This window comes from Streptomyces sp. iso_384, assembly GCF_056172905.1.
This window is the reverse complement of sequence record NZ_JBWBTT010000001.1, coordinates 5445245-5458600: the sequence shown is the minus strand read 5'-3', so window position 1 is coordinate 5458600 and position 13356 is coordinate 5445245. Positions and strand designations below refer to the sequence as shown.

At 71.8% G+C, this 13356-nt stretch carries 10 protein-coding genes; 5 read left to right on the top strand and 5 right to left on the bottom strand.

All coding sequences use genetic code 11. From position 1 onward, the window contains the following. Positions 1 to 16 precede the first annotated feature (16 nt). Genes AC0VY3_RS24480 through AC0VY3_RS24470 form a run of 3 tightly spaced genes read left to right on the top strand, consistent with a single transcriptional unit; the run spans position 17 to position 4226 of the window. A complete protein-coding gene (locus AC0VY3_RS24480) occupies positions 17 to 1279 on the top strand; it encodes a glycosyltransferase (RefSeq protein WP_475550604.1) in 1263 nt (420 codons plus the stop codon). Then, entirely contained in the window at positions 1276 to 2985 is a 1710-nt protein-coding gene (locus tag AC0VY3_RS24475; protein ID WP_475550603.1) for a P-loop NTPase family protein, read from the top strand. Before AC0VY3_RS24480 ends, AC0VY3_RS24475 begins: the two co-directional genes overlap by 4 nt. Continuing rightward, on the top strand, positions 2982 to 4226 hold the full coding sequence (locus AC0VY3_RS24470; RefSeq protein ID WP_103509285.1) for an MATE family efflux transporter: 1245 nt from the start codon (positions 2982 to 2984) through the stop codon (positions 4224 to 4226). The genes AC0VY3_RS24475 and AC0VY3_RS24470 overlap by 4 nt, the downstream gene beginning before the upstream one ends. Here AC0VY3_RS24470 and AC0VY3_RS24465 read toward each other — a convergent pair. Next, positions 4195 to 5727: a hypothetical protein gene (locus AC0VY3_RS24465; protein WP_475550602.1), complete on the bottom strand. Its 1533-nt coding sequence runs from the start codon at positions 5725 to 5727 to the stop codon at positions 4195 to 4197. The genes AC0VY3_RS24470 and AC0VY3_RS24465 overlap by 32 nt on opposite strands. Positions 5728 to 5835: 108 nt before the next feature. Here AC0VY3_RS24465 and AC0VY3_RS24460 point away from each other — a divergent pair, with 108 nt between their 5' ends. Continuing rightward, a complete protein-coding gene (locus AC0VY3_RS24460; protein ID WP_475550601.1) occupies positions 5836 to 6999 on the top strand; it encodes a glycosyltransferase in 1164 nt (387 codons plus the stop codon). A gap of 31 nt (positions 7000 to 7030) precedes the next feature. Here the strand turns inward: AC0VY3_RS24460 and AC0VY3_RS24455 are convergent, their stop codons facing one another. The 4 genes from AC0VY3_RS24455 to gmd all read right to left on the bottom strand — a co-directional run bounded on the left by AC0VY3_RS24455 (position 7031) and on the right by gmd (position 12194). Further along, on the bottom strand, positions 7031 to 7870 hold the full coding sequence (locus AC0VY3_RS24455; RefSeq protein ID WP_475550600.1) for a glycosyltransferase family 2 protein: 840 nt from the start codon (positions 7868 to 7870) through the stop codon (positions 7031 to 7033). After that, entirely contained in the window at positions 7867 to 8598 is a 732-nt protein-coding gene (locus tag AC0VY3_RS24450) for a hypothetical protein (RefSeq protein ID WP_475550599.1), read from the bottom strand. Before AC0VY3_RS24450 ends, AC0VY3_RS24455 begins: the two co-directional genes overlap by 4 nt. A gap of 3 nt (positions 8599 to 8601) precedes the next feature. After that, positions 8602 to 10860 (bottom strand): LamG domain-containing protein, encoded by a 2259-nt coding sequence (locus tag AC0VY3_RS24445; protein WP_103511777.1) that lies wholly within the window; start codon positions 10858 to 10860, stop codon positions 8602 to 8604. Between the two features lie 320 nt (positions 10861 to 11180). Then, positions 11181 to 12194, bottom strand: coding sequence for a GDP-mannose 4,6-dehydratase (gene gmd / locus AC0VY3_RS24440; protein ID WP_103511780.1), 1014 nt, complete (start codon positions 12192 to 12194; stop codon positions 11181 to 11183). A gap of 114 nt (positions 12195 to 12308) precedes the next feature. Between gmd and AC0VY3_RS24435 the strand changes: the two genes are divergently transcribed. Further along, positions 12309 to 13292 (top strand): GDP-L-fucose synthase family protein, encoded by a 984-nt coding sequence (locus AC0VY3_RS24435; RefSeq protein ID WP_475550598.1) that lies wholly within the window; start codon positions 12309 to 12311, stop codon positions 13290 to 13292. The last annotated feature ends 64 nt before the right edge of the window (positions 13293 to 13356 follow it).

Here is a 13356-nt window from a genome sequence, read left to right as displayed (position 1 = left end):
GGAAGGCGATCGTCCGATGTCCGAAACATCAAGGCCCAGTCCGCTGCGAGGCCGCCGGCTTCTCGTGGTTTCGACCAACTACGCCCCGGAGCTCACGGGCATCGGTCCGTACGCCACCCAACTGGCTGAGCACTGGGCCGCGTCCGGCGCCCGCGTACGGGCGCTCACCGGTATGCCGCACTACCCGTCCTGGCGGCTCGACGAGAACTACCGAGGCGTCTGGCGGACGGTGGAGATACGCGGCGGCGTCGGAGTGCACCGACGAGGGCACTATGTGCCGCCTCGTCAGACCGCTCTCAAGCGAGCCGCGTTCGAGGCGAGTGTGCTCGCCACCGGGCTGATCGCACCACCGCCCGGCCGGCCCGACGCCGTGATCTCCCAGATGCCCAGCCTCGCCGGCGGCGTCATCGGAGCCCGCCTCGCCCGGCGCCACCGCGTCCCCCATCTCCCCGTCGTCCAGGACTTGATGGGCGCAGCCGCCGCACAGAGCGGCATCCGGGGTGGCGGCAGGGCCGCAGCCGTCGCCGCGGCCGCCGAGCGGTACGCACTGCGCGGGGCCGCCCTCGTCGGCGTCATCCATGAGAGCTTCGTCCCCGGCGTCAGGGCCCTCGGCGTCGATCCCGGCCGCATCCGCCTCGTCCCCAACTGGACCCATGTACAAGGCCCCACCGCCGACCGCGCCGCGACCCGCGCCCGGCTCGGCTGGCCCGACGGGGTCCCGGTGATCCTGCACTCCGGCAACATGGGCCTCAAGCAGGGTCTGGACGTCCTGGTGGACACCGCCCGCCTCGCCCCCGGCCTCCGCGTCGTCCTGATGGGCGACGGCAACCAGCGCGACGCGTTGCGCGCCCGCGCCGACCGGCTGCCCAACGTGGAGTTCCTGGAGCCTGCGGGGGCCGAGGAGTTCACCGACGTCCTCGCCGCCGCCGATGTCCTCGCGGTCACCCAGCGCGCCTCGGTCCTCGACATGAGCGTCCCCTCCAAGCTCACCTCCTACTTCACCTCCGGACGCCCCGTGATCGCCTCCGTCGCCGACGAGGGCGGCACCGCCGACGAGGTCCGCCGCTCGGGCGCCGGGCTCCTCGTCGCCCCCGAGGACCCGGCCGCCCTGCTCGAAGCGGTCCGGAAGCTGGCCGCCGACCCGGCCGCAGCCGACGCCCTCGGCGGCGAGGGCCCGCGCTACGTCGCCCGCCATCTGAGCCGGGAGGCGGGCCTCGCACGCTTCGACGACCTCCTCGCCGAGGTCCTGCCGGACGCACAAGGGAGCTCCCGCCGATGACGCCACAGCACCGCGCCCCGGACGACCAGGACGAGCCGGCGCTCCTGCGCGACCAGTTCCGTCAACTCCTGCGCTACCGTTCCCTGCTGGCCACCGGCGTCGTCATCGGCCTGTTCGGCGGCGGCTATCTCGCCCTCGGCGGCGAGGACACCTACACCGCCACCGGCGAGGTCCTCGTCCGCTCCGCGATCTCCGACCCCTTCGCCGCCGGAGCCACCGCCGACAAGGGCATCAACATCGGCTCCGAGCGCCAGACCGCCGTCAGCGACACCGTGGGCACCCTGGCCGCCGGAACTCTCCTCAAGGCGGGCGACGACGTCACGGCCCGCAAGCTGCTCGCCGGACTCCAGGTCACCAACCCGCCCAACACCCTCACCCTCCGCTTCTCCTACACCGGCGACACCCCCGAGCAGTCCCGCGCCCGCGCCGAGGCCCTCGCGAACGCCTACCTGGCCCACCGCAAGGCGCGCACCGAGGAGAGCATCGAGAACATGGCCGATGGCTACCGTGCCCAACTGAAGCCACTGGAGGAGAAGCGCGACCTGCTGGAGGAGCAGGCCGGTGCGGCAGCGGCCGACGACGTCACCAGCGCCCGCGCCAACATCATCGTCTCCATCTCCGAGCTGAGCCGGAAGATATCCGAGCTGAAGGCCCTGGACACCACCCCCGGCTACCTCAACAAGAAGCCCGTCGCCCCCAGCTCGCCCACCGGCCCCGGACTGCCCCTGCTCCTCGGGCTCGGCGGCGTCGTCGGTCTCGCGCTCGGGCTGCTGCTCTCCTGGGTGCGGCTCGTCTTCGACCCCGCCGTACGCTCCACCCGCGAGCTCGTCCACTCGCTCGGCGCACCCCTGCTCGGCACCCTGCCCCGGGAACGCGCCGCCTCCGGCAGTCTGCTCGCCATCGGCCGCGGCGGCTCCAGGCTCGCCGAGGAGTACCGCGCCGTCGCCTTCCGGCTCGCCTACGACCCCTCCTTCGCCGAGAGCCGCCGTCTGCTGGTCACCTCCCCGCGCGGCGACAACGCGGCGGCCGCCGCCGCTGCCGCCAACCTGGCCGCCGCGTTCGCCGAGATGGGACGGGACGTGCTGCTCGTCGAGGCCGATCTGCGCACCCCGTCCCTCGCCGACGACCTCGGCTCCGCCGCCCACGAGGTACGGCCGCCGCGCTGGGCCGCCGAGGAGAGCGACGGCAGCTGGCCCACCGGCGGCCGCTCGAACGTCGACGTCCCCGGCTCCGGAGCCTTCGCCCTGATCCCCGGCACCACCGCCGACAACGTCCCGCGCGCCCTGACCTCACCGTCCGTCGGCCGCATCGTCGCCGAGGCCGACCGGCCCGGCGGTGTCGTCATCGTCCTGGCCCCGCCCGTCCTGTCCTACGCGGACGCGGTCGCTCTGGTCGACCGGGTCGAGGGCGTCATGATCGTCTGCGACCCGCGCGAGGTGCACCGCAGCGACCTGGAACGCATCCGCGAGATCATCGGCGCCTCCGGAGGTTCCGTGCTCGGCGCCCTGCTCCACCCTCGCCGGGGCCGCCTGCGCCGGGCCGAGCGCCGCGCCAAGTCCGCCCGCCGCCGCTCCACCGGCGGCGGCGACGGTGGTGGAGGCCGGGGCGGCACCCCGCCCGCCGAGGCGGACGCCCCCGAACTCACCGGCGATCCCGCCGCGACCCTCGGCCTGCGCTCCGTCAACCTGCCGGCCGCCCGCCGGTGAGAGCCCGCACCGCCGTCCTCTGCTCCGTCGCGGACCAGGGCGTGGCGGCGCTCACCAACATCCTGGTGCTGGTGGCCGCCGCCCGGCTCTCCACCCTCGCCGACTTCGCCCGGTTCTCCGCGGTCTACCTGGTCTTCACGGTGCTCCTCGGCGTCTCGGGCGCGTACACCGGGCAGCCGCTGGTCCTCCGGCGCGGCGCTGGGGAGGAGACCCGGGGCGCCTGCCGGTCCGCCGTCACCTTCACCGTGCTCGCCGCCGCCGCGCTCGGCGCACCGCTCGCCGCTGTCTGCGCCCTCGTCCCCGGCGACACCGCCCGCGCCCTGCTGATGCTCGGCCTCGTCCTCCCGGTGGTGCTGGGACAGGACGCCGTACGGTACGCCTTCTCCACGCTCCAGCGGCCCCATCTCGCGCTGGCCTCCGACCTGTTGCGGCTCGCCTGCGTGCTCGGGGCGCTCTCCGTACAGGACTACGGAGCCTCCCCGGCCCGCCTGATCGCCGTCTGGGGCCTGTCCGCCCTGCCCGCACTCCTGCTCTCCGCCGCCCTCCTGCGCCGTGCCACCGCCGGATCCCCGCTGCGGCTGCGCCCGATGCTGCGGCGCGGCCACCTCGGGCAGCGCTTCACCGTCGAGTTCGGCGTGGGCAACGCGACCGGCCAGCTCTCCGTCCTGGGTCTCGGCGCGGTCGGCAACCCCCTGCTCGTCGGCGCGCTGCGCGGCGCGACGACCCTCTTCGGCCCGCTGAACGTGCTCTACACCTCGGCCACTTCCTTCGGCCCGCCGCTGCTGGGCCGCATCGACGACGCGCGCCGCCGGGTCCGGGCCACCGCGGCCCTCGCCGCCGCCCTCGCCGCGACCGCCGCCCTCTGGGCCACGGTGCTGGCCCTGCTGCCCGACGCCGCAGGCCGCCAACTCCTCGGCGACACATGGCCGGTGGCCGCCGAACTGCTCCCGGCGACGGGCAGCCAGTACGCCGCGATGGCCGTCGGCACCTGTGGCCTGCTCGCCCTTCGCATGCTCGACCCGCGCACCACGCTCTCCATCCAGGTCGTCTTCTCGCTCACTGCCGTGGCGTTCCTCGCGGGCGGCTACGCCGTCGGGGGCGTCCCGGGCGCGGCCTGGGGGCTGTCCCTGGGCTCGCTCTGCAAGGCCGTCGCCACCTGGATCAGAGTGGCGCGGCTGCGCCGGCGCAGCCCGGCCCGCGGCGAGGACGTCAGCGCCGACGCCCTGCCCGCAGCTCCGTGAACGTGGCGATCGCGACCAGACACAGCGCGGCGATGGCCAGCTTCCCCGCCGCCTGGAGGAGCGGGCCGCGCAGCAGGATGAAGGTGTATCCGGCGATCAGCGGCGCGGCGATGGCCAGCACGCTCCCGGGGCCCGGCCCCGCCCGGGTCACGGCCAGGGCGTAGCGGCGGTCGGTGCGGGCCGACGCGTAGCCGATCAGCGCCATCCCGCCGATCACGCCGGACGCGCCGAGATCGACCCAGAACTCCGTCCACAGCGGGGCCGAGAGGTTGGTCATCCGCAGCCCCATCCACTGCCCGACCCGGACCCCGGTGTCCTCCGGCTTTCCGCTCCACACCGCGCGCGGCACGAAGAACAGACCGGAGCCCGCCAGTTGGCGGCCGTAGGTGTGGCCCCGGGTGTCGACCCACGAGATGGTGTTGGCGAACATCACCATCTGGTCGTAGTCCTTGGTCACCAGCGGATCGAAGACCGAGGTCGACTGCACGGACCGCTGGCTCCCCTCCTCGTACCGGAACCTGTCCGCGTACGGGAACAGCACCAGGGCCCCCACCACGCCCGCCGTCAGCACCGTCCGGTAGACCGCCGCACTGCTCGGGAACGCGGCGAACACGAACGCCACCACCACGGTCAGGAACCAGTAGCGGGCGTTGGAGATCGGGTTGTTCACCAGCAGGTTCAGCGCCACCAGCGCCACCCAGACCAGCACCGTCGACGGTCTGCGCCGGGCCCGGTAGGAGGTGGCCAGACGGCGGGTGTAGAAGAGCAGCGCCAGCAGCGCCGGGACCTGGCCGAAGCCCTTGAGGAACGCCGAGCCCACATTGGACCCCTCCGTGACCACCCCGCTCGCCGCCACGGTCTCGTTGATCTCCTGCCTGCTGGCGAAGAAGACCGCGGGCCCGCCCAGCTTCATCACGTAGAACGCGCTCGCGGTGAACGCCACCAGCACCAGCAGCCGCAGCCGCAGCGGATGAGCGACGGCGGGCCCGCCGCCCGAGCCGCGCACGGAGGGGTTCCGGCGGCGCAGCGGGCGCCGGGAGGCCAGCAGCGCCCCCAGGTCGTAGGCGGCACACCCCACCAGGACCATCGCGATGGCCGTGACCAGGTCCTGGCGCGGCCCCACCATCGGCGTCGGCGTCTGACCGATCACCACCTGGGCGAACGGCGCCACGCCCATCGCGATGTACACGAACATCCAGAAGACGCCCTGGAGCAGCCGCCGCCGGGTGGAGAGGATCATCGTCGCGAGACGGGCGCCCGCATAGCAGGTCAGCACCAGCTGGAGCCAGTACGCCGTGTCCCGGACCCCGTCGCCGGGCTGGGCGGCGATCACCGCGGGCAGGAAGCAGACCAGGCCCAGGATGAGCGGCACGGACAGCGCCCGCGACAGCATCGACCAGGCGATCGGCCGCTCCGGAGGGCTCCCGGGAACCCCGGGCCCTCGGGGGCCCACGGCGGTGGGAGCGGCCTGCTCCCGCGCCGACGTGTGCACCGACGTCATGCGCCCCCCCGGGATCAGTGAACCGCTGAACACTCTAACGAATCAGCCCACTTGAGGGGGGCCGATGACTACGCTGTGAATACTTGGCCATAGTCGAGGGGAACTCTGGTGAAAATCCTGCACGTTGTCACGCTCCACACCCCGGATCACGCCTTCGGCGGTCCGACGCGCGTGGCGTTCAACCTCTCCAAGGTCCAGCGGGCGAACGGCGACGACGCACGCGTCATGGCCCTCGGCGACGGCTTCCCCTGCGGTGAACTGCCCAATGAAGTAGAAGGAGTTCTCGTCCATCTCTTCCAGGCGCGGCACCTCCTCCCGATGTTCGAGGTCAGCGGCATCACCTCCGCCGGGCTGCTGCGCACGGCGCACCGCATGATGCGCGGCGCCGACCTCGTCCATGTCCATCTGATGCGGGACCTGGTGACCCTGCCCGCGGCGCTCCTCGCACTCGCGACCCGTACGCCCCTGGTCGTCCAGACCCACGGCATGATCGACCCCACCGAGAAGAAGGTCGCCCAGCTCACCGACCTCCTCGGGGTCCGCAGGGTGCTGCGCGAGGCGGACGCCGTCCTGCATCTGACCGAGATGGAGCGGCTCGACGTGAACGCCGTCGCCGCCCCCGTCCCGCTCACCCGCACCGTACGGCTGGTCAACGGGGTCCGACCGCAGGAGCGCAAGCCCGCCCGCGAGCCCGGCCGCCCGCCCACCGTGCTGTATCTGGCCCGGATCCAGGAGCGCAAGCGGCCCGAGGACTTCGTCTCCGCGATGCCGCACGTCCTCGCCCGCCACCCGGACGCCCGCTTCGTGCTGGCCGGTCCCGACACCGGCGCGCTGGCCGGCACCCTCGCGCTCGCCCGGAAGCTCGGCGTGGCCGAATCCCTGCACCACGTAGGTCCGTTGGAGCACGACGAGGTGCTGGCCGCCGACCGTGAGGCCGATGTGTACGTGCTGCCCGCGATCGAGGAGCCGTTCCCGGTCTCGGTGCTGGAGGCGATGTCGGTCGGCACCCCGGTCGTCATCACCCGCACCTGCGGGCAGGCCCCCGATGTGGCGGGGGCGGGTTCGGGCCGGGTGATCGACAGCCGGGTCGGCGAGGACGCGGCCAACGCCCGCAAGGTCGCCGACGCGATCCTGGAGCTGCTGGAGCCGGAGGCCGCCGAGCAGGCGGGCAAGGCGGCCTGGGAGCTGGTCAACGAGCAGTTCACCATCGAGGCGGTCACCGCCACCCTCCGGCGGACCTACGAGGACGTGGTCCGCCGGAGGCGAGGGTGAGCGTTGACGTGTCAACGGATCGGCCGAGGCGTCAACGTACGGGCTTCTCGCGGGACTTGAGCGCTATCTGCCAGCGGTAGAAGCTCATCGCCAGCGCGAAGTCCAGGCCCGCCCGGCCGTCCAGGAACCCCCGCTTGTAGAGATACATGTAGGCGAAGGACACCACCGGCTTGAACGGCGCCTTGTGGAACAACTGCCCCTGGCGCGACTTGACCTGGCGCACCTGCTCCTTCACCTGGGGGTGCTGCTCCAGCCAGGCCTCCCAGTCCGAGTAGCGGTTGTGCCGCTCGAACCAGGCGGTGACCGGATCGAGGTCCTGGTGCTCGATGGGGTGGGCGAGCGTCCCCACGCTCGCCGCGACCGGCTGGTAGTGGCCCTCCACCTCCCCGATCCCCGGCGCGTCGAGGTCCCCGACCTCCGGGTAGTGGCAGCGGGTCCGGTCGGTCAACGACCGCTTGCGGATGGTGTATCCGTGCCGCAGCCGCTTCCCGGAGAACCAGTAGCCGAGCGGTATGTCGTACGCCGCCGGCTTCGGCGACGACGGATCGCGGAAGGCCGCCCGCAGCTCGGCCAGCAGCCCGGGGCTGAGCCGCTCGTCGCCGTCGAGCAGCAGGATCCAGTCCAGGTCGGTGCGGACGTTCTCCAGGCACCACTGCTTCTTGCGCGGGTGCCCGCCGTCCCAGGTGTACGTGACCACCTCGGCCCCGCACTCCTCGGCGATCTTCACGGTGTCGTCGGTGCTGTGGGAGTCCACCACCACGACCGCCTCGAAGTGGCCCAGCACCGATTTCACCGCCTCCGCGATGTTCAGACCCTCGTTCTTCGTGGGGATGGCCACGGCTATCGGGAGTTTCGGCGTACCTGCGGTCATCCCGCGGCTCCTTCGGGCAGCCAGGCATAACAGCCTGTGGACGTGAACGTAACTGCGGAATCGGGGATGGTGATCTTCCGGGACTTCCCGGTGCCGGACGTGCCGGAGGCCAGCTCCTTGCCGCCCGCCCCCTCGATCTGCCAGGAGCAGTCCGTGGTGGGGGAGGCCGAGCGGTACACGCCCGGCCGGAGCTTCTTCCCGGAGTGCCGGCCGTCCGGGTAGCCGTACGCCGCCTCGTCGACCAGGTCCTGATGCCGGGTGCAGAGCCCGGCGACCGCGTCCTTCGCGTCCGGGATCTCGCCCGTCACGATCGCGCCGACCGCGGTGTCCCGGTCGGCCTTGACGAGGTAGCGCAGCTTGTCGCAGGTCTCCTGGCCGGTCTGGAGCACGGCCGCCGGGTCCATGCCCTTCGGCACCCGGTCCTTCAGATACTCCTTCTGCTTCTCGGTGAACGTCCCCGTGGCGGGGGTGATCTCGTCGACCGGCGTCTTCGGGCCCTCGGCCGTGGCGGCCGGAGCGGACGCCCCCGGGACCGCCGGCTCCTCGGTGGGCGGCGCGGCGGGCTCGGCGGCCGTGGTGGCGGACGGGCCGGGGACGGCGGACCCGGAGGCCGCGGGGCGCTGGGCGCCCGCGGCCTCCGGGTCGTTCCCGTCCGCGGACGAGCCGCAGGCGGCCAGCGCCGCCGCCGTCAGCACGACGGCGGCGCAGGCCAGGAACGGGTTTCTCATCTCTCAGCCGGTCCTCAGGGCGTAGTGCGCGCTGACCTGGGAAGCGCTCAGCGCGGTCGGATAGATGGCGGTCTCGTCGATCTGCCCGGCGAAGAAGTTGCTGGTGGGGCGGCTCGGCCAGCCGGACAGATTGTCCCCGCCGACCCGCCAGTAGCCCGGCTGGCCATCGTTGCCGGAGACCAGGATGTTCGACGCGCGCAGCTGCCCGTCGACGTACAGCGACATGCCCTGCCCCAGCGGGCCCTGGGTGGCGACGACGTGGTGCCACTGGCCGTCGTTGTACGCCCCCGAGGTGACGACGGTGCGGGCCCCGCCGCTCTGGACGCCGAACACGAGACGCCCGTCGTTGCGCATGTAGACGTGCTTGTCGTGACGGGTGCTGTTCTGCTGGGTCTTGTTGCCGAAACCGACGATCTTCCCGCCCCGGGTCGTGGTCGTCCTGATCCAGGTCTCGATGGTGAACCGGGCCGGCTGGGTGTGCAGCCGGTTGCTGTACGCGTACTCGTCGCTCCCGTTGAACCCGATCGCCGTCGAGGGACCGGCCACCGCCGCCGGGGTCTGCCGGTAGGCGGGGCCGTTGCGCATGAACCCGTTGTTCAGACTGCCGCTGCTGTCGTGCGCGAAGGTGGAGGTGCCCTCGTCCCAGCGCCAGTAGAGGCTCGCCCCGTCCGACCTGACCCGTGCCGGGTACGCCTCCGTGGCGCTCGCCACGGTCGCGGACCGGGCAGGGGACTTGGCGCTGGTGTTGGTGCCGTCGCTCGCGGTGATCCGGTACGAGTGGGTCTCGCCCGGGGCGACATCGGTGTCCGTCCAGGTCAGCTGGGGCCGGTCCCAGAAGACCGAGTAGCCGGTCGTCGTGTGGATCGGGGTGTTGGAGCCGTCCTTGTAGATCCGGTAGGTCAGCTCACCGTCGTCGGTGTCGAAGCTGGTCTGCCAGTTCACGTCGATCTGCCCGGGGGTCAGCGTGGAGAGGCTGACATTGGGCACCCACGGCACGCCCGTGTCCGGGCCGTCCGCGAAGCGGGTCAGCCCCTGCTGCGGCTTGGTGTTGACGGTGGTGAACTCGCCGCCCACCCACACGTAGTGGCGCCCGCCGCTGCTCGTCTGGCTCATCACGCGCGGCCCGACCGGCTCCCCGATCCCGTCGTTGGTGTCCGGGAACCAGGGCAGCAGCTTCGGGTCGTCCACCGACTGGGCCAGCAGATGCTTGCGCGGCTGGTCCGGGAACGCGCCCATGCTGGCGCAGTCGTGGGCGTGGCTGCCGCTGTACAGCACCCCGGAGTGCACCAGCACGGCCTGGGTCGCGCCGAGGCAGGTGTCCCGCCAGCGCTGCTCGAAGTCGCTGAGGTTCAGCGCGATGCGTCCGTCGAACACACCGCCGCCGGTGCCTTCGTTGCCGGTGTAGAAGCCGGCTCCGTCCGTGGTGATGTCCTGGACCGTGGAGTTGTTGTGGATGAACCCCGGGTAGGACTTGGTGAGCTGTCCACTGGTGGCGTCGACGACGGCCAGGGCGTGGGTGTTCGTGCCGTTGATCCGGAAGAAGTCCCCGCCGAGCAGCACGTTCTGCCCGTCCGGGGTCACCTCGACGGCCCGTGCGACCTCGTCGGCGTCGGCCGTGAAGGGCAGCAGTGAGGCTCCGGTCGTGACGGCGGCGAAGTGGCTCCTGGTCTGCCCGCCGACGGTGGTGAAGTCGCCGGCCAGATAGACCGTGTCGTCGGTGACGGCGAGCCCGCGCACGGTCGCCGAGACCCCGATCTTGAAGGTGTTGCTGACGGTGCAGGTCTCGGTGTCGATCGCCGCGATGTTGCTCACGCCGACACCGTTGACCCCACCGAACTGGCCGCCCGCGTACAGTGTTTCGCCGTCCGGGGAGAGTGCGAGGGCCCGCACGGTCGCTGTTCCCGAGGAGATGGTGAAGGACAGCGAGCAGTCGGTGGGCGCCCCGGTCGCCGCGTCGAACGCGGCGAAGTTCACCGCGGGCTGTTCGTTCGTGCCGGGGGTCGCGGTGGGGGGCCGCAGGGTGGAGAAGGTGCCGCCCGCGTAGACGACGCCGTCGCCAGCGGCCATCGACCAGACGATGCCGTTGGTCTGCCAGGTGGAGAGGTCGTCCGCGGTGATGGCGACCGGTGGTGTCAGCGCCGCCGCTCCGGCGGCCCCGACCGTGGTCGCGGTCAGGGCTCCGGCCAGCAGGCCGAGAGCGGCGGACACGGCCCGCACACGGCCGCGTCCTCCGCCTCTGCGCCCCGTACTTCCGTTCATCATTCAGCTCCGAAGGTGAGATTCGAGCTGCGGCCGAAAGGCCGCGGATCCTGCCTCGCCCGACCGGCGTCGGGGACGGTGCGTCCCGCCGTGGACCGGGGCGAGTGGGGAGGCGGGGCCGGGGCCCCGCCCATGGCCGGCGCCTTTGAGCTCCACCGAGCGGTCGGTGGAGATCGGCGGTGGCGCCGGTGATCGTCCCGGTCACGGGCGCGGAAGGCGCCGGCCGGGGGTCATGGGTGGCCGCCGGCCCGGTTCGGGCGTCGGCGGTCACACGGTCGGTCGGTCCGGTAAGGGAATGGCGGACCGGCAGCGGTCCTGCCCCGTCATCGGTCCACCCGGACGGCGGCCCCGGTCAGCTGGTCGTCCAGCTGGCGGATGTCGGCGTCGACCATGATGCGGGCCAGCTCCCGCGACTTCACCTCGGGCTTCCAGCCCAGCTGCTCCTCGGCCTTCGAGGCGTCGCCGATCAACGCGTCGACCTCGCTGGGGCGTTCGTACTTCGGGTCATAGCGCACATGCTCGCGCCAGTCCAGGCCCGCGTGCTCGAAGGCGTACTCCAGGAACTGGCTGACCTTGACCCCCTCGCCGGTGGCGACCACATAGTCGTCGGGGGCGTCGCACTGGAGCATCCGCCACATGGCGTCCACGTACTCCGGGGCATACCCCCAGTCCCGGACCGCGTCCAGGTTGCCCAGATGCAGCCGGTCCTGGAGCCCCGCCTTGATCCGGGCGACGCCCCGGGTGATCTTCCGGGTCACGAAGGTCTCGCCCCGGCGCGGCGACTCATGGTTGAAGAGAATCCCGTTCACCGCGTACATGCCGTACGCCTCGCGGTAGTTGACCGTGGCCCAGTAGGAGTAGAGCTTCGCCACGCTGTACGGGCTGCGCGGGTGGAACGGGGTCTTCTCGTTCTGCGGGGGCGGGCTGGCGCCGAACATCTCGGAGGACGAGGCCTGGTAGATCCGGGTCTGGATACCGCTGGCCCGGACCGCCTCCAGAAGCCGGATGGTGCCGAGCCCCGTGACGTCACCGGTGTACAGCGGGGCGTCGAAGGACACCCGTACATGCGACTGCGCGCCCAGGTTGTAGACCTCGTCCGGCTGGATGTCGCGCAACAGGTTCACCAGCGCGACACCGTCGGAGAGGTCCGCGTGATGCAGGACGAAGGAGCGCTCCGGCTCCTCGGGACCCTGGTAGATGTGGTCGATCCGCTCGGTGTTGAAGCTCGACGAACGCCGTATGAGCCCGTGCACGGTGTACCCCTTGTCGAGCAACAGCTCGGCCAGATATGAACCGTCCTGGCCGGTCACTCCGGTGATGAGCGCGGTCTTCGCCACGATTCCCCCTTCTCTGCTGATCGCCTCGACGGCGATGTTCACCGACATATCGGAATTGGAGCGTTCTGCGGCAAAGGGTCACCGCAGTCCTTTTCTGCTGGCACAATCCGAGCCATGACGACCGAACTCCCCGTCCCGCCCCAGGAATCCGCCCGTTCCCTACTGCGGTCCGGCTCCCGCATATTCGTCGCGGGACACCGTGGCCTGGTCGGCTCGGCAGTGGCCCGCCGCCTCGCCGACGACGGCCACGAGGTGCTCACCCGCGGCCGCGACCTGCTCGATCTGCGCGACGCCGCGCGGACCGAGACGTATCTGAAGGAGGTCCGCCCGGACGTCGTGGTGCTGGCCGCCGCCAAGGTCGGCGGGATCATGGCCAACAGCACGTATCCGGTGCAGTTCCTGGAGGACAACCTGCGTATTCAGCTCAGCGTGATCGCCGGCGCGCACGCGGCCGGGACCGAGCGGCTGCTCTTCCTCGGCTCGTCGTGCATCTACCCCCGGCTCGCACCCCAGCCGATCCGCGAGGATGCCCTGCTCACCGGCGAGTTGGAGCCCACCAACGAGGCGTACGCCCTCGCCAAGATCGCCGGAATCGTCCAGACCCAGTCCTACCGGCGGCAGTACGGCGCCTCCTACATCAGCGCCATGCCCACCAATCTCTACGGGCAAGGCGACAACTTCGACCTGGAGACCTCGCACGTCCTGCCCGCGCTGATCCGCCGCTTCCACGAGGCGCGGCGCGACGGCGCCCCCGAGGTGACCCTCTGGGGATCCGGCTCCCCGCGCCGCGAGTTCCTCCATGTCGACGACCTCGCCGCTGCGTGCGTACGCCTGTTGGAGGCCTACGACGGTGAGGAACCCGTCAACATCGGCTGCGGCGAGGACCTCACCATTCGGGAACTCGCCGAGACCGTACGAGATGTGACGGGCTACCAGGGACGCATCGGATGGGACACGTCGAAGCCCGACGGGACGCCCCGCAAGCTGCTCGACGTGACCCGCCTCTCCTCCCTCGGCTTCAAGCCGCAGATCCCGCTGCGTGACGGCGTCGCCCGCACCTACGCCTGGTGGCTCGGCCAACTCCCGTCCGGGCAGTGATGGTCCGCCGCCGCGAGAGCTCTCGCGGCGGCGCACCGGTGCCGATCCCCGCATCCGCACGCCC

Excerpts from the sequence above, each read along its gene's own strand:
- AC0VY3_RS24480 (WP_475550604.1), top strand. The coding sequence starts at position 17 with ATGTCCGAAACATCAAGGCCCAGTCCGCTGCGAGGCCGCCGGCTTCTC.
- AC0VY3_RS24475 (WP_475550603.1), top strand. The coding sequence starts at position 1,276 with ATGACGCCACAGCACCGCGCCCCGGACGACCAGGACGAGCCGGCGCTC.
- AC0VY3_RS24465 (WP_475550602.1), bottom strand. The coding sequence starts at position 5,727 with ATGACGTCGGTGCACACGTCGGCGCGGGAGCAGGCCGCTCCCACCGCC.
- AC0VY3_RS24455 (WP_475550600.1), bottom strand. The coding sequence starts at position 7,870 with ATGACCGCAGGTACGCCGAAACTCCCGATAGCCGTGGCCATCCCCACG.
- AC0VY3_RS24450 (WP_475550599.1), bottom strand. The coding sequence starts at position 8,598 with ATGAGAAACCCGTTCCTGGCCTGCGCCGCCGTCGTGCTGACGGCGGCG.
- AC0VY3_RS24445 (WP_103511777.1), bottom strand. The coding sequence starts at position 10,860 with ATGATGAACGGAAGTACGGGGCGCAGAGGCGGAGGACGCGGCCGTGTG.
- AC0VY3_RS24435 (WP_475550598.1), top strand. The coding sequence starts at position 12,309 with ATGACGACCGAACTCCCCGTCCCGCCCCAGGAATCCGCCCGTTCCCTA.